The 23,425-nt window shown below is 67.8% G+C and carries 29 protein-coding genes; 17 read left to right on the top strand and 12 right to left on the bottom strand.

The window, feature by feature from the left end:
- The first annotated feature begins 7 nt into the window (after positions 1–7).
- The 5 genes from hflC to IG196_RS17715 all read left to right on the top strand — a co-directional run bounded on the left by hflC (position 8) and on the right by IG196_RS17715 (position 4,341).
- On the top strand, positions 8–904 hold the full coding sequence (gene hflC / locus IG196_RS17735; protein WP_101490071.1) for a protease modulator HflC: 897 nt from the start codon (positions 8–10) through the stop codon (positions 902–904).
- A 39-nt stretch (positions 905–943) separates the two neighbouring features.
- A complete protein-coding gene (locus tag IG196_RS17730; RefSeq protein ID WP_062480756.1) occupies positions 944–1,132 on the top strand; it encodes a DUF2065 domain-containing protein in 189 nt (62 codons plus the stop codon).
- Positions 1,133–1,176: 44 nt separating this feature from the next.
- Complete coding sequence (locus tag IG196_RS17725) at positions 1,177–2,337, top strand: ATP phosphoribosyltransferase regulatory subunit (RefSeq protein ID WP_192192171.1); 1,161 nt, start codon at positions 1,177–1,179, stop codon at positions 2,335–2,337.
- A 22-nt stretch (positions 2,338–2,359) separates the two neighbouring features.
- Complete coding sequence (locus tag IG196_RS17720; protein WP_101490073.1) at positions 2,360–3,691, top strand: adenylosuccinate synthase; 1,332 nt, start codon at positions 2,360–2,362, stop codon at positions 3,689–3,691.
- 125 nt (positions 3,692–3,816) lie between these two features.
- A complete protein-coding gene (locus tag IG196_RS17715; RefSeq protein ID WP_101490322.1) occupies positions 3,817–4,341 on the top strand; it encodes a phosphoribosyltransferase in 525 nt (174 codons plus the stop codon).
- A 31-nt stretch (positions 4,342–4,372) separates the two neighbouring features.
- Here the strand turns inward: IG196_RS17715 and IG196_RS17710 are convergent, their stop codons facing one another.
- The 3 genes from IG196_RS17710 to IG196_RS17700 form a co-directional block, all read right to left on the bottom strand.
- Positions 4,373–4,837 (bottom strand): VOC family protein, encoded by a 465-nt coding sequence (locus IG196_RS17710; RefSeq protein WP_056580108.1) that lies wholly within the window; start codon positions 4,835–4,837, stop codon positions 4,373–4,375.
- A gap of 75 nt (positions 4,838–4,912) precedes the next feature.
- Positions 4,913–5,794 (bottom strand): helix-turn-helix domain-containing protein, encoded by an 882-nt coding sequence (locus tag IG196_RS17705; protein WP_192192170.1) that lies wholly within the window; start codon positions 5,792–5,794, stop codon positions 4,913–4,915.
- 79 nt (positions 5,795–5,873) lie between these two features.
- A complete protein-coding gene (locus IG196_RS17700; protein WP_192192169.1) occupies positions 5,874–6,629 on the bottom strand; it encodes a M48 family metallopeptidase in 756 nt (251 codons plus the stop codon).
- A gap of 134 nt (positions 6,630–6,763) precedes the next feature.
- On the opposite strand from IG196_RS17700, the gene IG196_RS17695 reads away from it, so the two are divergent.
- The 3 genes from IG196_RS17695 (at position 6,764) to IG196_RS17685 (ending at position 9,203) form a co-directional block, all read left to right on the top strand.
- Positions 6,764–7,957: a PLP-dependent transferase gene (locus IG196_RS17695; RefSeq protein WP_192192168.1), complete on the top strand. Its 1,194-nt coding sequence runs from the start codon at positions 6,764–6,766 to the stop codon at positions 7,955–7,957.
- Between the two features lie 72 nt (positions 7,958–8,029).
- Complete coding sequence (locus IG196_RS17690; RefSeq protein WP_192192167.1) at positions 8,030–8,929, top strand: hypothetical protein; 900 nt, start codon at positions 8,030–8,032, stop codon at positions 8,927–8,929.
- Positions 8,930–8,999: 70 nt separating this feature from the next.
- Complete coding sequence (locus IG196_RS17685) at positions 9,000–9,203, top strand: hypothetical protein (RefSeq protein WP_055796387.1); 204 nt, start codon at positions 9,000–9,002, stop codon at positions 9,201–9,203.
- Positions 9,204–9,293: 90 nt separating this feature from the next.
- Here IG196_RS17685 and IG196_RS17680 read toward each other — a convergent pair whose 3' ends face one another.
- Positions 9,294–9,929, bottom strand: a complete 636-nt coding sequence (locus IG196_RS17680) for an arylesterase (protein WP_225616705.1) — start codon at positions 9,927–9,929, stop codon at positions 9,294–9,296.
- A gap of 36 nt (positions 9,930–9,965) precedes the next feature.
- Between IG196_RS17680 and IG196_RS17675 the strand changes: the two genes are divergently transcribed.
- Genes IG196_RS17675 through rlmB form a run of 4 tightly spaced genes read left to right on the top strand, consistent with a single transcriptional unit; the run spans position 9,966 to position 13,043 of the window.
- Positions 9,966–10,688, top strand: coding sequence for an ABC transporter ATP-binding protein (locus tag IG196_RS17675; protein ID WP_192192166.1), 723 nt, complete (start codon positions 9,966–9,968; stop codon positions 10,686–10,688).
- 59 nt (positions 10,689–10,747) lie between these two features.
- Positions 10,748–11,269: a ribosomal protein L7/L12 gene (locus tag IG196_RS17670; protein WP_192192165.1), complete on the top strand. Its 522-nt coding sequence runs from the start codon at positions 10,748–10,750 to the stop codon at positions 11,267–11,269.
- Between the two features lie 4 nt (positions 11,270–11,273).
- The gene (locus IG196_RS17665) at positions 11,274–12,263 is read left to right on the top strand and encodes a hypothetical protein (RefSeq protein WP_192192164.1); all 990 of its coding nucleotides are present in this window, start codon (positions 11,274–11,276) and stop codon (positions 12,261–12,263) included.
- Positions 12,264–12,296: 33 nt separating this feature from the next.
- The gene (gene rlmB / locus IG196_RS17660; RefSeq protein ID WP_101490080.1) at positions 12,297–13,043 is read left to right on the top strand and encodes a 23S rRNA (guanosine(2251)-2'-O)-methyltransferase RlmB; all 747 of its coding nucleotides are present in this window, start codon (positions 12,297–12,299) and stop codon (positions 13,041–13,043) included.
- A gap of 23 nt (positions 13,044–13,066) precedes the next feature.
- Here the strand turns inward: rlmB and IG196_RS17655 are convergent, their stop codons facing one another.
- The 3 genes from IG196_RS17655 to IG196_RS17645 all read right to left on the bottom strand — a co-directional run bounded on the left by IG196_RS17655 (position 13,067) and on the right by IG196_RS17645 (position 15,270).
- Positions 13,067–14,275, bottom strand: coding sequence for an NAD(P)/FAD-dependent oxidoreductase (locus IG196_RS17655; protein WP_192192163.1), 1,209 nt, complete (start codon positions 14,273–14,275; stop codon positions 13,067–13,069).
- 115 nt (positions 14,276–14,390) lie between these two features.
- Positions 14,391–14,561, bottom strand: coding sequence for a hypothetical protein (locus IG196_RS17650; protein ID WP_167395039.1), 171 nt, complete (start codon positions 14,559–14,561; stop codon positions 14,391–14,393).
- Positions 14,562–14,670: 109 nt separating this feature from the next.
- Complete coding sequence (locus tag IG196_RS17645) at positions 14,671–15,270, bottom strand: helix-turn-helix domain-containing protein (protein WP_192192162.1); 600 nt, start codon at positions 15,268–15,270, stop codon at positions 14,671–14,673.
- Positions 15,271–15,312: 42 nt separating this feature from the next.
- Here IG196_RS17645 and IG196_RS17640 point away from each other — a divergent pair, with 42 nt between their 5' ends.
- Positions 15,313–15,834: a GNAT family N-acetyltransferase gene (locus IG196_RS17640; RefSeq protein ID WP_192192161.1), complete on the top strand. Its 522-nt coding sequence runs from the start codon at positions 15,313–15,315 to the stop codon at positions 15,832–15,834.
- Positions 15,835–15,841: 7 nt separating this feature from the next.
- On the opposite strand, the gene IG196_RS17635 is transcribed toward IG196_RS17640, so the two are convergent.
- The 3 genes from IG196_RS17635 to IG196_RS17625 are packed head-to-tail and all read right to left on the bottom strand — an operon-like array spanning position 15,842 to position 18,040.
- Positions 15,842–16,807 (bottom strand): aldo/keto reductase, encoded by a 966-nt coding sequence (locus tag IG196_RS17635; protein WP_192192160.1) that lies wholly within the window; start codon positions 16,805–16,807, stop codon positions 15,842–15,844.
- Between the two features lie 46 nt (positions 16,808–16,853).
- Positions 16,854–17,453 carry a chromate transporter gene (locus tag IG196_RS17630; RefSeq protein ID WP_192192159.1) on the bottom strand — a complete coding sequence of 200 codons (600 nt, stop codon included), beginning with the start codon at positions 17,451–17,453 and terminating at the stop codon, positions 16,854–16,856.
- Positions 17,450–18,040 (bottom strand): chromate transporter, encoded by a 591-nt coding sequence (locus IG196_RS17625; RefSeq protein ID WP_192192158.1) that lies wholly within the window; start codon positions 18,038–18,040, stop codon positions 17,450–17,452. Before IG196_RS17625 ends, IG196_RS17630 begins: the two co-directional genes overlap by 4 nt.
- Before the next feature lie 81 nt (positions 18,041–18,121).
- On the opposite strand from IG196_RS17625, the gene IG196_RS17620 reads away from it, so the two are divergent.
- Positions 18,122–19,051, top strand: coding sequence for a YihY/virulence factor BrkB family protein (locus IG196_RS17620; RefSeq protein ID WP_192192157.1), 930 nt, complete (start codon positions 18,122–18,124; stop codon positions 19,049–19,051).
- Here the strand turns inward: IG196_RS17620 and IG196_RS17615 are convergent.
- Positions 19,048–19,605 carry a DUF924 family protein gene (locus tag IG196_RS17615; RefSeq protein ID WP_192192156.1) on the bottom strand — a complete coding sequence of 186 codons (558 nt, stop codon included), beginning with the start codon at positions 19,603–19,605 and terminating at the stop codon, positions 19,048–19,050. The two genes, IG196_RS17620 and IG196_RS17615, sit on opposite strands and share 4 nt — an antisense overlap.
- Before the next feature lie 105 nt (positions 19,606–19,710).
- Here IG196_RS17615 and IG196_RS17610 point away from each other — a divergent pair, with 105 nt between their 5' ends.
- The 3 genes from IG196_RS17610 to IG196_RS17600 all read left to right on the top strand — a co-directional run bounded on the left by IG196_RS17610 (position 19,711) and on the right by IG196_RS17600 (position 22,336).
- Complete coding sequence (locus IG196_RS17610; protein ID WP_192192155.1) at positions 19,711–20,163, top strand: CHRD domain-containing protein; 453 nt, start codon at positions 19,711–19,713, stop codon at positions 20,161–20,163.
- A 78-nt stretch (positions 20,164–20,241) separates the two neighbouring features.
- The gene (locus IG196_RS17605; RefSeq protein WP_192192154.1) at positions 20,242–21,480 is read left to right on the top strand and encodes a patatin-like phospholipase family protein; all 1,239 of its coding nucleotides are present in this window, start codon (positions 20,242–20,244) and stop codon (positions 21,478–21,480) included.
- 73 nt (positions 21,481–21,553) lie between these two features.
- Positions 21,554–22,336 (top strand): 3-hydroxybutyrate dehydrogenase, encoded by a 783-nt coding sequence (locus tag IG196_RS17600; protein WP_101490091.1) that lies wholly within the window; start codon positions 21,554–21,556, stop codon positions 22,334–22,336.
- A 3-nt stretch (positions 22,337–22,339) separates the two neighbouring features.
- Here IG196_RS17600 and IG196_RS17595 read toward each other — a convergent pair whose 3' ends face one another.
- Positions 22,340–23,281 (bottom strand): GNAT family N-acetyltransferase, encoded by a 942-nt coding sequence (locus tag IG196_RS17595; RefSeq protein ID WP_412556345.1) that lies wholly within the window; start codon positions 23,279–23,281, stop codon positions 22,340–22,342.
- Positions 23,282–23,425: the final 144 nt, after the last annotated feature.

The raw sequence follows: 23,425 nt of genomic DNA, 5'->3' as shown, positions 1-23,425 counted from the left end.
GAACAACATGAACAGAATCGGTTTCATCGCCACCTCGGTCCTCGTCCTGCTCGTGCTGCTGAGCTCGACCCTCTTCGTGGTCGACCAGCGCCAGTTCGGCGTGGTCTATGCCCTCGGGCAGATCAAGCAAGTCATCACCGAACCCGGCCTCAACTTCAAGCTGCCGCCGCCGTTCCAGAATGTGTCGTACATCGACAAGCGCCTGCTGACGCTCTCCAGTCTCGACACCGAACCCATGCTCACCGCTGAAAAGCAGCGCGTGGTGATCGACTGGTACGTGCGCTGGCGCATCTCCGACCCACAGGCCTACATCCGCAACGTCGGTCTCGACGAGAACGCGGGTGCCATGCAGCTGAACCGCGTGGTGCGCAACGCCTTCCAGGAAAACATCAACAAGCGCACCGTGCGTGACCTGATTTCGGTGCGCCGCGAGGCCCTGATGGCCGACGTGCAGCGCGAAGTGTTGGCCGTGGTGAAGGGCGCCAAGCCCTGGGGCGTCGACGTGGTCGACGTGCGCATCACCCGCGTCGATTACGTGGAAGCCATCACCGAATCGGTCTACCGCCGCATGGAAGCCGAGCGCAAGCGCGTGGCCAACGAGCTGCGTTCCACCGGCACGGCCGAAGGCGAAAAGATCCGCGCCGACGCCGACCGCCAGCGCGAAGTGATCGTGGCCAACGCCTACCGCGATGCCCAGAAGATCAAGGGCGAGGGCGATGCCCAGGCGGCCGCTGCCTACAGCGAGGCCTTCGGCCGCGATCCGCAGTTCGCCCAGTTCTATCGCAGCCTCGAAGCCTACAAGCAGAGCTTCAACAAGAAGAGCGACGTGCTGGTGCTCGACCCATCGTCGGACTTCTTCCGTGCCATGCAGAGCTCCGGCTCGGGCGGCGCGGCGCGCAAGTAACAACGGGTCTTCCGTTTCTCTGCTTTCCTGTCTGGAGCCGTGAGCGCCGACACCTTCTGGAGCGCGTTGGCGCTGGTCCTGGTGATTGAAGGCATCCTGCCTTTCGTCTCGCCGGGCGGGTGGCGGCGCGGCTTCAGCCAACTGCTGCAGCTGCGCGACGGCCAGCTGCGTTTCTTCGGTCTTTGCAGCATCCTGCTGGGTTTGGTACTCCTTTGGGTTCTGGGGTAACGCGGGCCCGGTAGAATCCCGGTTTAACCACGCCCCCGATCCCCATGTCCGCCTGGGTCCTCCCGGATCACATTGCCGATGTGCTGCCTTCCGAGGCGCGCCACATCGAAGAACTTCGACGCCAGCTGCTCGATACCGCCCGTGGCTATGGCTACGAGCTGGTGATGCCGCCGCTGCTCGAGCACCTGGAGTCGCTGCTTTCGGGCACCGGCGAGGCGCTCGACCTCCAAACCTTCAAGCTCGTCGACCAGCTTTCCGGCCGCAGCATGGGCCTGCGTGCGGACACCACCCCCCAGGTGGCGCGCATCGATGCCCATCTGTTGAACCGTGATGGCGTCGCCCGCCTGTGCTATTGCGGCCCGGTGGTCCACACCCGGCCCGACCGCCCGCACGCCACGCGCGAGCCGCTGCAGTTCGGCGCCGAGATCTACGGCCACGCCGGCCTGGAAGCCGACACCGAAACCCTGCTGCTGGCGCTCGATTGCCTCGACGCCGCTGGCCTGCGCGACGGCGTGATCGTCGACCTGGCCGACGCCCGCATCGTGCGCGCGCTGTTCGCCGGCGTGCCGGTCGATGCCGCCGCGATCGCCCGCGTGCACGCCGCGTTGGCCGCCAAGGACGCGAGCGAGTTGCAGGCGCTCACCAAGGATTTCCCCGCGGCATCACGCGACGGCCTGCGCGCCCTCGTGGGCCTGTACGGCGATGTCGCCGTGCTCGATGAGGCCGCCAAGGCCCTGAAGGGCACGCCCGCCGTGGCCGCGGCGCTGGCCGACCTGAAGCAACTTGCGGCTGGCCTGAACGGCACGGCAGGGCGCCAGATCAGCTTCGACCTGGCCGACCTGCGCGGCTACGCCTATTACAGCGGCATGCGTTTCGGCATCTATGTGCCGGGCGCGGCCGATTCGCTGGTGCGCGGTGGCCGCTACGACGAGGTGGGTGCCGTGTTCGGCCGCAACCGTCCGGCCGTCGGCTTCAGCCTCGATGTGCGCGAACTCGTCGGCGTGTTGCCGGCGCGTCCGCTGCGCGCTGCCATCCGTGCGCCCTGGAGCGACGCGGCCGGCCTGCGCGAGGCCATCGCCCAATTGCGCAAGGCCGGCGAAACGGTTGTCTGCGTGCTGCCCGGTCATGGCAGCGAAATCGATGAATTCCATTGCGACCGGGAGCTCGTCGAGCAGGCCGGCCAATGGAGTGTCCGAGCGATCTGAATTTTTAAGCAATGGAACGAGCATGAGCGTAACCACCGGAAGAAACGTGGTCGTCGTCGGAACCCAATGGGGCGACGAAGGCAAGGGCAAGCTGGTTGACTGGCTGACGGAAAGCGCCCAGGGCGTGGTCCGTTTCCAGGGCGGCCACAACGCGGGTCACACGCTGGTCATCAACGGCGTGAAGACCGCGCTGCACCTGATCCCGAGCGGCATCATGCGGCCCGGCGTCAAGTGCTACATCGGCAACGGCGTGGTGCTGTCGGCGGCCAAGCTCTTCGAGGAAATCGAAGGCCTGGAGAAAGCCGGCGTCGAAGTGCGTTCGCGCCTGCGCATCAGCGAGGCCTGCCCGCTGATCCTGCCGTTCCACGCCGCGCTGGACATCGCGCGCGAGGCCTACCGTGAGAAGGGCGGCATCGAAAAAATCGGCACCACCGGCCGCGGCATCGGCCCGGCCTACGAAGACAAGATCGCCCGCCGCGCGCTGCGCGTCCAAGACCTGAAGCACCCCGAGCGTTTCGCAGCCAAGCTGCGCGTGCTGCTCGAGCTGCACAACCACGTGCTGACCCAGGTGCTGGGCGCGCCCGCCATCGACTACGACACCGTGTTCGACGAGGCCATGCGCCACGCCGTGCTGCTCAAGCCCATGATGGCCGACGTTTCGCGCGAACTGAACGACGCCCACAAGGCCGGCGCCAACCTGCTGTTCGAAGGTGCGCAGGGCACGCTGCTCGACGTCGACCACGGCACCTACCCGTACGTGACCTCGAGCAACTGCGTGGCCGGCAACGCCGCCGCCGGTTCGGGCGTGGGCCCGGGCATGCTGCACTACGTGCTCGGCATCACCAAGGCCTACTGCACCCGCGTGGGCGGCGGTCCGTTCCCCACCGAACTCGACTGGGCCACGCCGGGTACCCCCGGCTATCACATGAGCACCGTGGGCGCCGAGAAGGGCGTGACCACCGGCCGCAGCCGCCGTTGCGGCTGGTTCGACGCCGCGCTGCTCAAGCGCTCGGCGCAGGTCAACGGCCTGTCGGGTCTGTGCATCACCAAGCTCGACGTGCTCGACGGTCTCGAGAAGCTGGAGCTGTGCACCGGCTACGAACTCGACGGCGAAATCACCGACATCCTGCCGATGGGCGCCGACGAAATCGAGCGCTGCACGCCGATCTACGAAACGCTCGAAGGTTGGACCGAGAGCACCGTCGGTGTCACGCAGCACGACAAGCTGCCGGTCAATGCGCGCCTGTACCTGCAGCGCATCGAGCAGATCACGGGTGTGCCGATCCACATGGTGTCGACTAGCCCTGATCGCGACCACACGATCATGATGCGCCATCCCTACCTCGCGGACTAGGCTCTCCCACAGGCTTGCCCACTTCGTGTGGCCGCCAACCCCCTTCCGGGGGCAACACCAGCGGCCCGGCAAAGCCGGTTCCGCGGTGTTCCACGAACGAGAAAAAGACTGAAGGAATCCAGACCATGTTGACCGAAGACGGAAAGCATCTCTACGTCAGCTACGACGAGTACCACAACCTGATCGAGAAGCTCGCGATCAAGGTGCACCAGTCGGGCTGGGAGTTCGACACCATCCTGTGCCTGGCGCGTGGCGGCATGCGTCCGGGCGATGTGCTCTCGCGCATCTTCGACAAGCCGCTGGCGATCATGTCGACCAGCTCCTACCGCGCCGACGCCGGCACGGTCCAGGGCCATCTCGACATCGCCCGCTTCATCACGACCCCCAAGGGCGAGATCGCCGGCAAGGTGCTGCTGGTGGACGACCTGGCCGATTCGGGCCACACGCTGCACGCCGTGATGGACATGCTGCGCAACAACTACAAGCCGATCACCGAGCTGCGCAGCGCGGTCATCTGGACCAAGGCGATGTCGACCTTCACGCCCGACTACTCGGTCGAGTTCCTGGCCACCAACCCGTGGATCCACCAGCCCTTCGAGGGCTACGACTCGCTCGGCGCCGAGAAGCTGATCGAGAAGTGGTCGGTCTGACGACCGGCCCTGGCACCACCGGCCGGCGCGCTCAACTGCAGCTGCCGCCGCCGGGGGTGTCGAACATCGCGGTGTAGCGCCGCTGCATTTCCTCCGGCGTCACCTTCTCGATGCTGTGACCCACGTTCCACCGGTGACCGAACGGGTCGCGGAAGACGCCGGAACGCTCCCCATAGAACTGATCCTGCGGTGCCATGTCCAGCGTGGCCCCCGCGGCGACCGCGCGCGCGACCAGCGCGTCGGCGTCGTCCACGTGCAGGTGCAGCGTCACGGCGCTGCCGCCGAGCGCCTTGGGCGAGCGGATGTTGAACTCGGCGAACTCGTCCGAGATCATCAGGATCGCGCCGTTGTGAAAGTCCAGCTCGACGTGCCCGATGCGGCCGCTGGGCTCGGTCAGGCGAAAGATTTCCTTCACTTCGAACACGTGGCAATAGAAGTCGACGGCGGCGGCGGCGTTGTCGACGCAGAGGTACGGAAACAGCTCGTGGATGGCCATGGCGGGACCTGTCTTTCTTTCTTAAATCGGGTGATGAAACGGGGACTGTGGCGCCGATTCTGCGCAGCCCCGGCGCTAGCGTCTTGAAGGAATTTGACCTGCCGCACTGACCGCCGGCACATGACGCGGCGAGGCGGCGCCCGTCTGCCGCCAGGCCTGCGGCGACAGGCCGGCCAGCGCGGAGAACTCGCGGCTCAGGTGCGCCTGGTCGCTGTAGCCCGCGGCGAGCGCGATGTCGGCCCAGGCGCGCGCCGGATCGTCGGCGGCCAGCGCCAACACACGGTCGAAGCGCATCACGCGGGCGTACTCCTTGGGCGCGAGCCCGATCGCGGCGCGGAACAGCGCAATGAAGCGCCGGTGGCTGTAGCCGCTGTGTGCCACCAGCGTGGCGATCGATGCGGGTGTGTCGTGGGTCATCTGCCCGAGCGAGGCGGCCACGGCGGGGTGCAGGCCGCGCGGGCTGGTGCGGGGCAGGGCGGCGGCGGCCAGGCGCCGGGTCAGCAAGGCCTCGAACACGTCCAATTGTCGTGCAGGGTCGTCGGACGATGCGTGCAGTTGCTCGAGCGCATCACAGGTCTGGCGTTCGCCCCACAGCGCGTCGAGCGGCGTGTGGCGGCCACTCAGTGCGTCTTCAGGCGCACCCAGCAGCAGGCGGGCGGCACCGGGGTGCAGTTGCGCGCCGACCGAGCGCGTCGCGACCGACACGTCGCGCAGGTAGAAAGCGGCGCGCGCACCGCCGACGATCGCGTAGCCGACCGTGTGGCCGCGCAGGTCGCGTGTGTCGTCGAAGAGCCGCAGCGGCGGCCCTGAAAGCCGGAATACCAAGTGCATGCCGCCCGTGGGCAGCACGTGCTCGCGCGCGCCGGTACGTGTTGAGGGTTCGCCCTCGGGCGCCGAGGCCCACAGCAGCCGCAGGAAGGGCCGCAAATGAGGGGACGGGGGCCGCGTCAGCTGCATGGCGCGACGGGCCCCGGAAAGGGCGGGCGGGTGACCATCGGCGCATTGTGCGCCGAGGGGACCGCTTCGCCCGGGCTGCTTACTTGCTCGTTGCGAGGCGCTTCTGGATGTTGGCTGCGCGGTCGCCGGAGGCGGGGTGCGAGCTGAGCATCGAGCTCTTGCCGCCGTCGAGCTTGGCCAGCTTCTGGAACGCGGTGACGAGGCCTTCGCGCTTGAGCTTCTGCGTGGTCAGCAGGTCGAAGGCGTAGTTGTCGGAGTCGGTTTCCTGCGATTGCGAGAACTGCGCGTTGACCAGCTTCTCGGCGAAGTCGCCGATCTGCGAGGACGACAGCTGCGTGATCGCCGCATTGCCGGTGGCGCCGGCGATGCCACGCGCGGCCGACACGGCGTAGGCGGTCTGCATGGCCTTCTTGCTGTGGCCCAGTGCAACGTGGCCGATCTCGTGGCCGATGATGCCGCGCAGCTCGTCGTCGTTCATGAGGTCCATGAGACCGCTGTAGACGCGGATGCAGCCGTTGCCCATGGCCCAGGCGTTCACGTCCTTCGTGAGGTAGACCTTGTAGCTGGCGGGTTGGCCACCGATGGTGGTCGGCAGGCCTTGGCGCACGCGCTCCAGGCGCTTGCTGTAGGCGTCGGTCGCAGGTGCGACCTTGGAGCTCTTGTCGAGTTCGGCGCAGGACTGGTTGGCCAGTGCCTGCACGTCGCCGTCGGTGAGCGACATGGCCTTGAAGGCGCTGCCGCCGGCGCCCGCGAGCGCATTCGAATCCAGGTTCTTCATGCCGCCGCAGGCGGACAGGGCCGCAGCGGCCGTGATGGTGATGAGCAGATGACGCATCGAGAAAATCCTCCCTTTATTTTCGGAGCCCGAACTCTATCCGCAATGCGAGAGCGATCCGGCCAAGGCCGTCGATATCGCACGGAGAATGTCACGGCCGTTGAGGGTTCTTCGCGGGGCGCTAGCATCGGCACATGAGCAAGCCTTCCACGACCCTGATCCACCATCCCTATACGCCGCCGGACACCTTCTCCGCGCCGCAGCCCGGCGTGTTCAAGGCCTCGACTGTGTTCTTCGCCGACGTCGCCGCCATGCGCGCGCGCGACTGGAAAACCAAGGCCGGCTACACCTACGGCCTGCACGGCACGCCCACCACCTTCACGCTCGAAGAACGCCTGGCCACGCTCGAAGGCGGCACCGAATGCCTGCTCGTGCCGAGCGGGCTGGCCGCGATCTCGCTGGTCTCGTTCGCGTTCCTGAAAACCGGCGACGAGGTGCTGATTCCCGACAACGCCTACGGCCCCACCAAGGCGCTGGCCACCGGCGAGCTTGCGAACTTCGGCATCACGCACCGCCTGTACGACGCGATGAATCCGTCCGACCTGGAAGCCAAGCTCTCGCACCGCACGCGGCTGGTGTGGCTCGAAGCGGCCGGCTCGGTGACGATGGAATTCCCCAACCTGCCGGCGCTCGCCGAGGTCTGCCGCGAACGCGGCGTGATGACCGCGCTCGACAACACCTGGGGCGCGGGCCTGGCCTTCGCGCCCTTCGATTTCAACGGCACGGGACAGGGCGTCGACGTGTCGGTGCACGCGCTCACCAAGTACCCGAGCGGCGGCGGCGATGTGCTCATGGGCAGCGTCGTCACGCGCGACGAGCGCCTGCACCGCGCGCTCAAGCTCACCCACATGCGCATGGGCTTCGGCATCGGCGTGGGCGATGTCGAAACACTGCTGCGCTCGCTGCCGAGCATGGCGCTGCGCTACGGCGCACACGACCGCGCGGCACGCGAGCTGGCCGGCTGGCTCAACGGCTGCGAAGAGATCGCGCAGGTGCTGCACCCCGCGCTCGAGGATTCGCCGGGCCATGCCAACTGGCGCGCGCTGTGCGGCGCCACCGACCTCGCCGCCGGCCTGTTCTCGGTGGTGTTCGACGAGCGCTTCAGCACCGAGCAGGTCGACCGCTTCTGCGACAGCCTCAAGCTCTTCCGCCTCGGCTATTCGTGGGGCGGCCCGATCAGCCTCGTCGTGCCCTATGACATCGGTTTGATGCGCGACGCCAGCGTCGCCCGCTGGCCCTACAAGGGCACGCTGGTGCGTTTTTCGGTCGGGCTGGAAGACGTGGACGACCTGCGTGCCGACCTGCAGCAGGCGTTGCTGCAGATGTAGGCTTTGTCGCGCGCAGTGGGCAGAAAACATCGCAGGAGTTCGTCCGTTGCGCAGCCGGCTGCGCGCGGTGCGGTGCTGCCCGCGTCGCAAGCCGTCGCATCGCGGGTGCTGACCGTGCCTTCGCATGTGCTGGAGGCGCTCGCACAGTCTGGCCCGCTGGAAGGCGTGCCAGACCTGTGCGGCACGCGGCTCTTCATCGGCGGCTTCGTGGCGTTTTTCGCGTTGATGGCGGCAGGGCTCGTCACCGCCGTCGTGCTGGAGGAGGATGGCTCCAACGTGCGCGGCAACGAAGCGATCCTTCTGCTTCTCGGACTGGCGCTCTTCGGGGTGCTGGGCGGCGGCATCTGGTACCTGCTGCGCCAGTTTCCTCGCGTGGGCGAGGGGATGCTGCGGATCGACGCGCAGGGCATGTGCTGGGGCGATCCGGCATCGCCGCAGGCCGTGGCATGGTGCGAGGTGTGCCGTGTGCGCGTGGGTTTCCATGACGTGAAGACCGAATTCGTATCGAGCGAAGCCATCGTCAAGCGGCTGGTGTTCCAGGAGGTGGTGCGGGGTGGTGAGCCCAGGGAGATCCGGCTGCCCCTGGCGCTGACCGTCGACACCGGCCGCGTCCTTCGCTTTCGTAACCGGGCCGCTCTGCTGCGCGCGCTGTTGCTGCACCTGGCCACCCAGCCGCAACCGCGCCTGCGTTTCGACGCCGGGGTGTTCATCGATGCCGGCATCGACCCTCAAACCTGGGCGCCCATGCTCGCCCCGAGGCGCTGGATGTGGCTTTCATCGCTCGCCGGGCTGTTGCCGGTGCTGGCGGTGATCGTCCTCTGGCCGATCGGCGAGCACATCGGGTGGATGGTGGCCACGATGGTTCTGGCCGTGCTGGCCGGCGCGGGCGCCACGGCCTGGTTCATGCACCAGCGCTACCCCGGTTTGCAAGGTGTGTTCGAGTTCGAAACGGCCGCAGGCGCTGCGTCTTGAGACTGCACCGTTATCGCTTACAGTAGGCCGAATCGCAGTCATCCTGACTGCCTCGCCTGAAGGAAAAGCAGTGGCAACACCCAATTACGGCTACGAGAAGCGCCAGAAAGAGCTGGCCAAGAAGAAGAAGAAGGAAGAAAAGCTTCGGGAGAAGGCGAACCGCAAGCTCAGCCCGAGCAGCGACGGGCTGGCGCCCGGAGATCCGGAAACCGACGTGGCATCGCTCGAACGCGATCCCCCCACGGTGCCCGAGTTGCCGACCAAGAACGGGTGATTGCTCGTTTCCCGTACCCCCGGACATAGAAAAGCCGCAGCAGGCGTAGGCCTGCTGCGGCTTTTTCTTTGGAGGTCGCGCAAGGGCGCGTTATTTGGGCAGCAGCTTGCGCAGCTCCGGCCAGACGTTGTCCAGGATCTGCGGCTGCGCCGCGGCGGTTGGATGGATGCGGTCGGTCTGGAACAGCGTCATGGCGTCGGGCGCATCGGCCACGCCCTTGAGCAGGAACGGCACCAACGCCGACTTGGTCGTGCCCGCCACTTTTGCAAACACCGCTTCGAAACGCCGCGTGTAGTCGCCGCCGTAGTTCGGCGGCACCTGGATGCCGACGATCAGCACCCGGGCGCCCGCGGCCTGCGCGGCCTTGGTGATCTGCAGCAGGTTGTCTTCGGTGTTCGAGAGCGGCAGGCCGCGCAGGGCGTCGTTGGCGCCCAGCTCCAGCACCACGTGGCTGGGCTTGTGCTGCGTCAGCAGGGCCGGGAAGCGGGCGCGCCCGCCGGAGCTGGTGTCGCCGCTGATGCTGGCGTTGACCACCGAGGCCGCGATCTTCTGCTGCGCAAGCCTTTTTTCCAGCAAGGGTACCCAGCCTTCGCCGCGCTTGAGGCCGTACTCTGCGCTCAGCGAATCACCGAGCACGAGGATCACCGGCTTGCCGGCCGATGCCGCCTGTGCCTGGGCCGCTGCACCCGTCCATGCCCCCGCGCTGCCGAGCGCGGCGGTGGTCAAGATAAAGTCACGTCGATTCAAAACGAAAAGCCTTTCATGTCCCAACCCCCGTCTGATGCCATTGTCGCCGTCGAGCATGTCTTCAAGTCCGTCACCGACTCGGCCGGCACGCTGGACATTCTGCAGGACATCCATTTCACCTTGGGCGCGCGGGAAACCGCCGCCATCGTCGGCGCCTCGGGCTCCGGCAAGAGCACCTTGCTGTCGATCATTGCCGGGCTGGACACGCCCACGCGCGGCACCGTGAAGCTCGCGGGCGAGGACATCTTCGCCATCGACGAGGACGAGCGCGCCGCGCTGCGCGCCCAGCGCGTGGGCTTCGTGTTCCAGAGCTTCCAGCTGCTGGGGAACCTGAGCGCCCTCGAAAACGTCATGCTGCCGCTGGAGCTGGCCAACCGCAAGGACGCGCGCAAGGCCGCCACCGAGATGCTGGGCCGCGTCGGCCTGGGCCAGCGCCTAGGCCACTACCCCAAGGTGCTGTCGGGCGGCGAACAGCAGCGCGTGGCGCTGGCGCGGGCCTTCGTGGTCCAGCCGGCCCTGCTGCTGGCCGACGAGCCTACCGGCAGCCTCGATTTCGCGACCGGCGAGCAGGTCATGAAGCTGATGTTCGACCTGAACCGCGAACTGGGAACCACGCTGGTGCTGGTCACGCACGACCGCAGCATCGCCTCGCAGTGCGAGCGGCGCATCACCATCGAGGCCGGGCGCGTGGCGCTCAACGAAAAAACACCCGAATCGACGGTCGCGCAGGCGGCCTGAGCCAGCAAGAAGATAGCGCCCGGCTCCCGCGGCGCTCGCCCTGAACACGAGGAGAGTTCATGACCCAGCTTCCCCCCGAAGCCATCGCCGCGCTGGAGCGCGGCAACCTGATCGAGGCCATCAAGATCGTGCGCGATCGCACCGGCATGGACCTCAAGTCGTCCAAGGAGGCCGTCGAGCGCTATGCCAACAGCGGCGCGGTCGCCACCGGCGCGCCGGCCGACTGGCAGGAAGGCGACTGGGGCCGGGGCGAGGCTGCCACCGAGACCAGCAGCGGCATGCAGGGCAACGGTCCCGCCTCGGTGCCGGCGGCCGCACTCGCGGCCCTGGCGCGGGGCCAGAAGGTCGAGGCCGTGCGCCTCACGCGCGAGGCCACGGGCCTGGGGCTGGCCGAAGCCAAGCAGCTGGTCGAAGCGCACCAGAACCCTGCCGCCGGCGACTTCGGGCACCTGCCGTCGAGCGCGGCGGTGAACCCGATGGCCGAGCCGGGCCGGGTGTCGGGCGGCGGCTTCAAGTGGCTGCCGGTGATCGTCGTGCTGCTGATCGCGGCCGCGGCGTGGTCGTATTTCAAGGGCGCGTGACCGCGTGATCGTTCCCCAGTTCTGGGCCGAAGGCCGCATCCAGGAGCGCGTGGCCGGCCAGCAAGTCACCGTGCGCCGCTTCGGCTGGTCCGACGACAGCCCGTTGGCTGCGCAAGCCCATGCCGACCAGCGCACCCGCGAGGCCTATGACCGCATCGTGGTCGGCGGCGAAAAGCTGGAGCGCCGCGAACGCAAGCTGGCCTACAACGGCGCCAACGGCATGCCGATCCGCGAGGAAATCGTCGAACGCCAGGGCGACGCCGTCGTCACCCGCAACGGCTACGGCGCGCGCTGCCTCAACACGCCCGACGTGCTGTTCGTCGATGTCGACTTCGAGGGCCCAGGCTCACGCGGCAGCGCACGCGGGTTGACGGTGATCGGCGCGGCATTCATCGGTGCGCTCGTCGCGGGCTACGCCACACGCTCGGCAATGGCCGGCGTGGCCGCCTTCATGCTGGTGGCGGCCTTCGGCTTCTGGCGCGCCCACAAAGAAGGTCTGCCCGCGGTCGAGGACAAGAGCGATCCGCTGGCAGGCGCGCGGGCGCGTGTCGAGCGCTTCATTCACCAGCATCCCGACTGGCACCTGCGGCTGTACCGCACGCCGGCCGGCCTGCGCGTGCTGGCCATGCACGATGTCTTCGCACCGTCCGACGCCGCCGTGACCGACGTGTTCCAGACGCTGGGCGCCGACAAGGTCTACGCGCGCATGTGCCGCAACCAGAACTGCTTTCGCGCCCGCCTGAGCGCCAAGCCCTGGCGCGTGGGCATCGGCGAGCACCTGAAGCCTCAGCCGGGCGTCTGGCCCGTGTCGCCCGACCGGCTGCCCGCGCGCGACGCCTGGGTGGCGCGCTACGAAAAGGCCGCCGAGGGGTATGCCGCCTGCCAGTACCTGGGGAGCGTGGGCAACACGCTGAAGGTGCACATGAACGCCCTGGTGGTGCAGGAACTCCACGACGAACGCACCCGCGCGAACAGCGGTTTGCCGCTGGCCTGAGGGCGAGGGCGCCGGGCCCTCGATAATCGGCATATGTCTTCCCCTAAAGTGATCTTCGGCTTCCATGCCGTGGGCGTGCGCATCAAGACCGCGCCGAAATCGGTGCTCGAAGTGATGTTCGACGCCAGCCGGCGCGATGCGCGCATGAAACAGTTCCTGGCGCGTGCGCAAGAAGCCGGTGTGCGGCTGGTCGAGGCCGACGGCCTGCGGCTGTCCAAGCTCAGCGGCAGCCACGGCCACCAGGGCGTGGTCGCGCGGGTCGAGCCCGCCGCACAAATCCATTCGCTCGACGAGCTGCTCGAAGGCCTCGAAGAGGCCGGCACCGTGCCCTTGCTGCTGGTGCTCGACGGCGTGACCGACCCGCACAACCTCGGCGCCTGCCTGCGCGTGGCCGACGGCGCCGGCGCCCATGCGGTGATTGCGCCCAAGGACCATGCGGCCGGCATCAACGCCACCGTCGCCAAGGTGGCGAGCGGCGCGGCCGAGACCGTGCCGTACTTCATGGTGACCAACCTGGCGCGCACGCTCAACGAGCTCAAGGAACGCAGCATCTGGTGCGTGGGCACGAGCGACGACGCACCGGGCACGATCTACCAGAGCGACTTCAAGCGCCCCCTGGCGCTGGTGCTGGGCGCCGAGGGCGAGGGCATGCGCCAGCTCACGCGCAAGACCTGCGACGAGCTGGTGAGCATCCCGATGGCCGGCGCGGTCGAGAGCCTGAACGTGTCGGTGGCCAGCGGCGTGTGCCTCTACGAGGCGATGCGCCAGCGCGGCCTCTGAGCATCATCTGACGGGCTAGCGGGTCACCGGGCCACGGGTCCGCTGCCCTTGCGGTGGAAGTACACCAGTTCCGCCGCACGCCGCATCGGCGCCGTGCCGAGCAGGCGGTTGAACATCCAGTCGCTCTGGAAGTGGTCGAAGGCCCAGCGCAGCGTGCGCTTCATCAGAAAACGCGGGTAGCCGCGCACGAACCACGTGGCGGGGTCGTCCACCTCGCCGCGCACGAAGCGCGCCACGGCCTCGCCGGCGCGCTCGCCGTGCTGCAGCGCCGTGTGGATGCCACCGGCCGTCACGGGCGACACCATGCCCGCCGCATCACCCACCAGCAACGCCCGTTCGCGGGCCACCACCGGCAGCACGCCGCCGCAGGGGATCATCCCGGCGCGCACGGCGACCGGTGGCGCGTCGCCGGGCGACACCACGGGAGCGATCTTGCGCAGCAGCGGGTCGAGCCGCAGCGCGCCCGTGTCGTGGCGCCCCATGCGGCGCGCCAGGCCGATCTGGCTCACGCCGACACCGTCGAGTGCCCAGCCGATGTAGCCCGGCGCGAGTTGTTTGTCGATGAAGCAATGCAGAAGGTCGGGTGCCATGCGTGCGCCCTGGTACTCGTGCTCCACGCCGTAAAGGAAGCGCGTGTTGCGCGACAGGCCCAGCGCCTTGGCGACGCGCGAATGCGGGCCGTCGGCACCGACGAGGTAGGTCGCGCGGATGCACGGGCCCTGCGCCACCGGCACCTCCCAGCGGCCGTTCACCCACAGCGCCTGCTCGAACAGCGTGCCCAGTCGCACCTCGACGCCGCAGGCCCGGGTGGAGTCCACCATCCAGTCGAGCAGCGCGGGCGCGTCGGTGGCCCAGAACCAGTAGCCGGGCGCGTGCAGGTCGACGTGGTGCATGTCGGGCGCGTACAGCCGCACGCCTTCGATGCGGCGCACCAGCGCGGGCGGCACTTCGGCCAGCCACGGCACGCTGTCGACCGCGTCCTTGACGATGATCCCGGTGGTGTGCAGCTTGGCGCCGGCGGCGGTTTTCTTCTCGAGCACCATCACGCTGAGGCCGGCCTTGGCGGCGGCGCGTGCGCAGGCCAGCCCGGCAAAGCTCGCGCCGATGACGAGCAGGTCGACCTGGGTGCAGGCCAGACCGGGGTCGCTCACGAAGGCCGGTGCGGGGCAGGGCGCGGCCGACGATGAGGAAGGCGCGTGGGGAGAAAAGAGACAGGAAGAAGAGGCGTGCATGGGAGGCTGACTTGCAAAGCGCACCACGGGGTGTGGTGCGCCTGCGAAGTTAGCGACGCCATGTGCGCCGGGCGTGAAGCCTGTGTGAACTGATCTGTGAAGCCGGCAGGCTCGTTCAGGACGGGTCTTTGCTGCGCGTGCGGGCCACGGCGCTGAAGACGCCGATGCCCAGCAGGATCAGCGCGCCGATGCCGATGTAGAGCGTGGGCACGCCGGCCACCGAGGCGCCCCAGGCGACCCCAGCCAGGAAGATCAGAAAGCCGATCATGTAAAGCGCAAAGGACATCGTGAGGCTCCGGTAGCTGAGATGCCTTGCAGTATCCCGACGCACCCCCGGGCCCGAACCGGCCTGAATCGTCTTTGTGTGTGGGAGCTTGCCTACCGCGCGGGTACGGTCAATCGGGCACGGCGACCAGCAGGTAGCGGCAGGCGGTGCGACCCAGCGCCTTGAAGACCAGCGGCCGGTCGACGCCGAAGTCGAGGCAGTCGCCCGGGGCGAGTTCGAAGCGCTCTTCGCCGTAGTCGACCTGCAGCGCGCCTTCGAGCATCCACAGGCTCTGCCGGTACGGCGTGCCGCTCCATCGCGGATAGCCGACCTGCGCGGCGCGCGGCAGCTCGACCTCGACCAGCTCCACGCCGCTGCCCGCGCCGCGCTCGGCGACCTGCCGGCGTAAATAACCTGCCTCGGGGTCGCGCCAGACCTCCTGCGCAGCCCGCGTGCGCAGCCGTTGCGGCTGCGCCTTGTCCTCGGTGAGAAGCTGCGCCAGCGAGACCCCGAGGCCGGCGGCGAGCTTTCCCAGCAGCACAGCCGTCGGGCTGCTCTGCGCGCGCTCGACCTTGGAGATCATCGCCTTGCTCACGCCCGACAGCCCGGCCAGGTCGGCGAGGCTGAGTCCCTGGGCCTGGCGCAGCGCCAGCAGCCGGGTGGCGATGAGTGCGTCGATGTGGCCATCGGCCGGCGCTGCGGAGGGGGTGGAAGGTGAAGTGTTTCCCATATGAGATTATTATTCTCTTATATTAAACGACAGAGAAACACCATGCGTCTCATCGCCTGCACCGAAGAAGCCCATTCAGGCGCCATCCTGGCGATCTTGAACGAGGCCATCGTCAATTCCACCGCGCTGTACGACTACAAGCCGCGCACGCCCGAGAACATGTTGACGTGGTTCGCCACCAAGCGCGCCAATGGGTTCCCGGTGATCGGCGCGGAAGACGACAACGGCAAGCTGCTGGGCTTTGCCAGCTACGGCACGTTCCGTGCCTTTCCGGCCTACAAGTACACGGTGGAGCACTCGGTGTACGTCGATGCCGCGCACCGCGGCGAGGGCCTGGGCCGCACGCTGATGGAGGCGATCGTGGCCGAGGCGATCGCGCGCGAAGTGCACGTGATGGTCGGCGCCATCGATGCGTCGAACGCCGGCAGCATCGCGCTGCACGAGCGCCTGGGCTTCACGTATTCAGGCACCGTGCAGCAGGCCGGCTTCAAGTTCGGCCGCTGGCTCGACGTGGCGTTCTACCAGCGCATCCTGGCGACGCCGCTGAATCCGGTCGACGGCTAGCCGAGGCTCAGGCCGGCGTCTCGGCGCTGGCGCGATCGAGCATGTCGATGGTGCCCGCGTCCAGCTTGAGTTGCGTGGCCACCACCAGCTCTTCGAGCTGCGCCAACGAGGTGGCGCTGGCGATCGGGGCTGTCACGCCGGGCCGTGCGATCTGCCACGCAATGGCGACCTGGCCGGGCTTGGCGTTGTACTGCTGGGCCACCTTGTCGAGCGCATCGAGGATGCGCAGGCCGCGCGGGTTCAGGTACTTCTTCGTGGTGTTGGCGCCGCGCGCGCTCTTGGCCGCATCGGCCTCGGTGCGGTACTTGCCCGTGAGAAAACCCGCTGCCAGCGCATAGAAATTGATCACGCCCACTTCGCGCTTGACGCACAGCGGCTCGAGCTCGTCTTCGAAGACCGCGCGGTCGTACAGGTTGTACAGCGGCTGCAGGCTTTCGTAGCGCGCAATGCCCAGGCGCTCCGACACGTCGAGCGCCTCGGCCAGCCGCGGTGCCGTGTAGTTCGAGGCGCCGATGGCGCGCACCTTGCCCTCCTTGATGAGCGCGTCGAAGGTGCCCAGCGTGTCTTCGAGCGGCGTGTTCGCATCGTCGTCGTGCGATTGGTACAGGTCGATGTAGTCGGTCTGCAGGCGCTTGAGCGACGCCTCGACGGCCTCGCGGATGTACGCGGGCGACAGGCCCACCTTGCCTTCGCCCATCGGCTTGCCGACCTTGGTGGCCAGCACCACGCGGTTGCGCTTGCCGCTCTGCTTGAGCCACTTGCCGATGATCGTCTCCGATTCGCCGCCCACATGGCCCGGCACCCAGGCCGAGTAGACGTCGGCGGTGTCGACGAAGTTGAAGCCGGCGTCGAGCCAGGCATCGAGCAGCTTGAACGAGGCCGCCTCGTCGACGGTCCAGCCGAACACGTTGCCACCGAAGGCGAGGGGAGACACCCGAAGGCTGGAACGGCCGAGCGGACGAAGTTGCGACATGGCAGAGGGCTCCTGAAAGAAAAAAGTGTGCAGAAAGGAAAGGTGTTCAGACGAAGCCTACCGCGCCCAGCGCCGCGCCGCAGCCCAGCAGCCACAGCAGGTGGATGCGCGTGCGCCAGACCACCAGCGCGGCCACGCCGCTGAGCAGCCACAGATGCCAGGCCGGCACGCCGGGCGACTGGTTGCCGCCGGCCAGCACCCAGCCGGTGGCGATGAGCAGCCCGACCACCACAGGCGCCATGCCCTGCTTGAAGGCGCGCACCTCGCGGCGTGTGCGGTTGCGATGGCCCCAGCGCGTGGCGAAATAGGTGAGGGTGGTGCTCGGCAGCATGATGCCGACCATGGTGACCATCAGACCGAAGAAGCCGAGCAGCCAGGCCATGGGCCCGGCGCCGATGCCGCCGCCCGCGTTGAGCCCGACGTTCCATCCCATCAGCGCGACGAACAGCACGTTGGGTCCGGGGGCGGCCTGGGCGATGGCGACCGAGGAGGTGAACTGCGCCTCGGTGAGCCAGCCGTGCTGGGCCACGAGGTAGCGGTGCATGTCGGGCACCGTGGTGATCGCGCCGCTGATCGACAGTAGCGACAGCAGCAGGTACTGGCCGAACAGCGCCAGCCAGTCGTGCCATTGCATGACGATGTTCATGGCGCGATCTTCTTCCAGGTCCACACGCAGGCCACGCCGCCCAAGGCGAGCAGTACCCACCCCAGCGGAATCTTCAACAGCGCGATGGCAGCAAACACCAGCGCCACGAACACCAGGCAGGTCGCAAAGCCCAGCGGGTGCTTGCGCAGCTGCGGAATCAGCTTGATGCCCGTGGCGGCGATCAGCCCGCCCGACACCGCGCCCATGCCGCGCAGTGCGGCCGCCACCTGCGGGTTGGCGGCGTAGTGCGCGTAGAGCACGGCCAGCGCGAGGATCACGAAAAGCGGCACGGTGAGCATGCCGGCCACCGCGGCGATGGCACCGCGCAGGCCGAAGTAGCGGTCGCCGATCATCAGTGCGAGGTTGACCACGTTCGGCCCCGGCATCACCTGAGCGACGGCCCAGTCTTCGAGGAACTGGTCGGGCGTGAGCCACTTCTTCTTTTCGACCATCTCGCGCTGGACGATGGCGAGAACGCCACCGAAGCCTTGCAGCGCGAGCCAGGTGAATGAAACAAAAAGGTCGCGTGGCGACGCGGGCTGCGGGCGGTCGGGCGGCGGGGCCGCGGCGGGAGCGGACGGGTGCATGTGCGAGCGATTATCGTAGGCAGCCTGTCAACATGCCGGGCGCCGCGCTGACAGACGCGGGGCCCACCCGAGGAACACTTCATGCTCATGCAACTTCGCGCACTCTTCGATCTCTGCCGGCGCGCCTTCGCATCCTGGTCGAACGACTACGCCCCGAGCATGGGCGCGGCGTTGGCCTACTACACGGTGTTCTCGATCGCGCCGCTGCTGCTGATCGTGATCGCGGTGGCCGGCCTCGTCTTCGGGCAGGAGGCCGCGCGCGGCGAAATCTTCGCGCAGCTCTCGGGCCTCATGGGCGAGCAGGGCGCGGCGGCGGTGCAGGGCATGCTGCAGGCGGTCAACAAGCCGACCGAGGGCATCGTGGCCACGGTGGTCGGTATCGCGCTGCTGATCGTGGGCGCGACCACCGTCTTCGGCGAGCTGCAGGACGCGCTCGACCGCATCTGGCGCGCCCCCGCGCGCACCCGCAACAAGGGCGTCTTCAACATGCTGCGCGTGCGCCTGCTGTCGTTCAGCATGATCATGGGCATCGGCTTCCTGCTGATGGTGTCACTGGTGGCGAGCGCGGCACTGGCGGCGCTGGGCAAGTGGTGGTCACCGATGTTCGGTGCCTGGGCCACGCTGGCGCAGGTGGTGAACTTCGTCTTCAGCTTCGCGATGGTGACGGTGATCTTCGCGATGATCTACAAGATCATGCCGCGCGCCAAGGTGCAGTGGCGCGACGTGTGGGTGGGCGCGGCGGTGACGGCGCTGCTGTTCACCGTGGGCAAGCACCTCATCGGCCTGTACATCGGCAAGAGCAGCGTGGCCTCGGGCTACGGCGCGGCCGGCTCGCTGGTGGTGGTGCTGGTGTGGGTGTACTACTCGGCGCAGATCTTCCTGCTGGGTGCCGAGTTCACCTGGGTCTATGCGCGCACCTACGGCTCGATGAAAGACGCCCTGGCGGAGCCGGCCGGCCACGCGTCGCCGACGCGCGACGTGCCGCTGCCGGCGCACGTCGACGCCGCTTAACCGGCGAAGCCGCCTTCGTCGAGAAACTTCTGCTCTTCGGGCGTGGACGTGCGCCCGAGCATCCGGTTGCGGTGTGGAAAGCGACCGAAGCGCGCCACGATGTCGCGGTGCAGCACGGCGAAGCGCTGCGTGTTGGCGTCCTGCGTGGCGTTGAGTTCGACCGAACGCTCCTGCTCGGCCAGCACCTCCGAGTGCATGAAGGGCAGGTAGAAGAAGCGCTGCAGCGACGCCTCGGCCTGCCGGTCGAAGCCGGCTTCCACGGCACGGCGCGCCACGGCCAGCGCGAGGCCGTCGGTGGCGAGCATGTGCGGGTTCTGGCGCCAGGCGTTGCGCGGGAACTGGTCGAGTAGCACCAGCAAGGCCAATGCGCCTTCGCCGGTGTCGGCCCAGTGGTCGAGCCGGCCGCTGGCCGCGGCCTGGTGGGCGGCGGCCAGGCGGTCGATGCAGGCGGCATCGAAGGCGTCGCTTTTCGCGAACCAGCGCTCGGGTCCGGCATCGCGCCAGAAGGCGACCACATCGTGTGCACAAGGGAGTGTTGTGTCGTCGGAAATCATCGTTGCATTCTCTTGCAGAGGCGTGCAAAGAAGGGGTGCTGGCCGACAAGGCCGCAGGCGGCGTCTGCCTATGCTGAATGCTTTCATCCACAGGAGACCCCGACCATGAACAACAACACTCGCACACTCCGGCGCACCACCCTCGTCGCGGGCCTGGCCGCCGTCGCACTGGCCGGCTGCGGAATGATGTCGAAGTCGAACGTCGCGAATTTCAGCGGCGCGATGAACGCGGCCAGCGAAGTGCCGCCCAACATGACACGCGGCAGCGGCATGGCCGAGGCCTGGCTCAACCGCGACACCAACGTGCTCAAGTACAAGATCACCTACGACGGCCTGAGCGGCCCGGCCACGGCGGCCCACTTCCATGGCCCTGCTGCTGCAGGCGCGAATGCCGGTGTGGTGCTGCCCTTCGCGAACGCGGCCAGCCCGATCGAGGGCCAGGCCACGCTCACGCCGGCGCAGGCCGCCGACCTCGTGGCCGGCAAGTGGTACGCCAACATCCACACGGCCGCCAACCCGGCCGGCGAGATCCGCGGCCAGATGCTGCCGAAGATGTGAGATCCGTCCGGGGCTGAAGGAAGCAGCGAAAAGGCCCCTGGTCAGGTAGCTGTCGCGGGGCTGGTGTCCAATGACCGCATGACGACGACACCCAAGAAAAAGCCTCGCGCCGCCACCGCTGCTGCCGCCTCTTCTTCCGCTTCTCACGCCGCACCACCCCATCCGTTCATTGCCCGCCGCGAAGGCATGCGCGCCGCCCGCAAGGCGCTCGTGCTGCAGGGCGGCGGTGCGCTCGGGGCCTACCAGGCGGGCGTGTACGCCGCGCTCAGCGAGACCGACCTGCAGCCGCACTGGATCGCGGGCGTGTCGATCGGCGCCATCAACGCCGCACTGATCGCCGGCAACGCGCCCGCACAGCGGGTCGACCGGCTGCGCGAGTTCTGGCACCTGGTGTCTTCGGGGCCGGCGCAGCGCCTGCCGTCGTGGCTGGGCGACCGCGCCACGCAGAACCAGTGGAGCGCCACCATGGCTTCGCTGGTCGGCATTCCGGGCTTCTTCGAGCCGCGCTATTCGCCGACCTTGCTGATGGGCGGTGCCGCACCGCTCCTGAGCTACTACGACACCTCGCCGCTCAAGGCCACGCTGGAGCGGCTCATCGACTTCGACCGCATCAACGCCTGCGAGGCGCGCTTCAGCGTAGGCGCCGTCAACGTGCGCACCGGCAACTCGGTGTACTTCGACAACACGCGCCAGCGCATCGGCCCCGAGCACATCATGGCCAGCGGTGCGCTGCCGCCCGGCTTTGCGCCGGTGCATATCGACGGCGACGACTACTGGGACGGCGGCATCGTGTCGAACACGCCGCTGCAGTACGTGCTCGACACGCATCCGCGCGCCGAGGCGCTGGTGGTGCTGCAGGTCGACCTGTTCAACGCGCGCGGCGAGATGCCGCACACGCTGTCGGGCGTGATGGAGCGCCAGAAGGACATCACCTATTCGAGCCGCACACGCATGAACACCGACGCGCTCGCGGCCAACATGAACCTGCAGCAGGCGATTGCCGACCTGATCGCCAAGCTGCCGCCCGGCCTGCGCAACGACCCGAGCGTGGTCGAGGTGCAGGCGCAGCTCACGCACGAGCCGATCGACATCTTTCACCTGATCTACCGCGACAAGTCGTACGAGCTGGAGTCGAAGGACTACGAGTTCTCGCGCGCCGCGGTCGAAGAGCACTGGGAGTCGGGCGTGCGCGACATGGGCAAGACGCTCGCGCACCCCGAGACGCTGCGCGCCGACGCCACGGTGAACGGCGTGACCACCTTCGACCTCGGCGAGCCGGGCACCGGGCGCATCAAGCGGCCGGGGCTGTCGCGCTGAGGCACGGCAGCCGGGCGCTTGCCCGGTTCTTGCTCGCTTTTTTCCTACCCACCACTTCCAAGGACGCTTCACCATGCAACTCAAGGACAAGGTCGCCTACATCACCGGCTCGGCCAGCGGCATCGGCAAGGAAATCGCCATCCTGTTCGCACAGGAAGGCGCGAAGATCATCATTGCCGACCTCAACAAGGAGGCCGCCGACGCGACCGCCGCCGAACTGAAGGCCACGGGCGCGCAGGCCATCGGCGTGGGCGTCGACGTGACGAACGAAGACCAGGTCAATGCTTCGGTGGAAGAGGGCGCCAAAGCCTTCGGCGGCATCGACATTCTCATCAGCAACGCCGGCATCCAGATCGTGCATCCGGTCGAAGAGTTCAGCTTTGCCGACTGGAAGAAGATGCTCGCGATTCACCTCGACGGGGCGTTTCTCACCACCAAGGCCTGCCTCAAGCACATGTACGCGCAAGGCCGCGGCGGCAGCGTGATCTACATGGGCTCGGTGCACTCGAAGGAAGCATCGCTGCTGAAGGCGCCGTACGTCACGGCCAAGCACGGCCTCATCGGGCTGTCCAAGACGGTCGCGAAAGAAGGCGCCAAGCACGGCGTGCGCGCCAACGTGATCTGCCCGGGCTTCGTGCGCACGCCGCTGGTCGAGAAGCAGATTCCCGAGCAGGCGAAGACGCTGGGCATCACCGAGGAGCAGGTCATCAAGAACGTGATGCTCAAGGAAACGGTGGATGGCGAGTTCACGACCACGGACGACGTGGCGCGCGTGGCGCTGCTGTTTGCGGCCTTCCCGACCAACGCGTTGACCGGCCAGTCGCTCGTCGTGAGCCACGGCTGGTACATGCAGTAGGCGCTAGAGCTTCAACTCCCAGGTCTCACCGACCTGCGGCTGGCCATAGCCTTCATGCGGCTCCGAATGCGTGAGCTGGAACCCGCGCTTGGCATAGATGCTTCGCGCGGCGGTGAGGCAGGTGTTGGTCCATAGCGTCATCTTCTTGTAGCCCTTGCGGCGCGCGAAGGCGATGCACTCGTCCACGAGGCGTCCGCCCAGCCCCAGCCCGCGCGCGGCCGGCGTGAGGATCAGCATGCGCAGCTGCGCCACGGTCGCCGACTTGCGCACCACGAAGATCGCGCCGACGCGCTCGCCGTTCAACTCGGCGATCCAGCAGCGCTCCCACTCGGGCTGGAACTTGAGCAAAAACTCCCCCGCGATGCCCGCCACGAGCGCTTCGAAGCGGTGGTCCCAGCCGTATTCGCGCGCATACAGCTCGCCATGCTGCTGCACCACCCAGCCGATGTCGCCGGGCGCCGGGTCGCGCAGCACGGCGGCCTGCGTGCGGGCCGGCGGCGTGGCCGGATCGAGCAGCGATTGCACCGTGCCCATGGCCTGCACCAGCTGGTTTTGCTGTGCCGGCGGCAGCGCGGCGAGCAGGGCGGCGGCTTCGTCGCGCGATTTCTGTTGCAACGGCGCAAACGCGGCGTGGCCGGCCTCGGTCAGGCGCAGCACGCTCTGGCGCGCATCCCGGGCGTGCGGCTCGCGCGTGAGCCAGCCCTGGGTTTCGAAGCGGCGCAGGATGCGGCTGAGGTAGCCGGCGTCGAAACCCAGGTCGCGCCCGATCTCGCTGGCGACCGGGGTTTCGCGGTGTGCCAGCTCGTAGAGCACTCGAACATCGGTCAACGACATGTCGCTGTCCAGGTAGGGGTCGAGGGCGCCGATGCGGCGCGTGTAGAAGCGGTTGAACTGGCGGATCGCCTTGACGGCGGACGGGTCGACGGGGCTGGCAGAAGCGTTCATGGTTGCCATTGTCATTCAGTTGATTGACTTTGGCAATCAAATGCCGACCTTGCCGATCCCGGGGCACTGCCTGCCAGAGGCGACAGGGATGATGGAAAACCCTAAAATCAAGGGTTGCCCTTCACGGCGCCACCGAAGCGCTGT

The sequence above is a fragment of the Variovorax sp. 38R genome (assembly GCF_014843395.1).
In the GTDB taxonomy this organism is placed as follows: Bacteria; Pseudomonadota; Gammaproteobacteria; order Burkholderiales; family Burkholderiaceae_C; genus Variovorax; species Variovorax paradoxus_H.
This window is presented reverse-complemented; position numbering and strand designations above follow the sequence as displayed.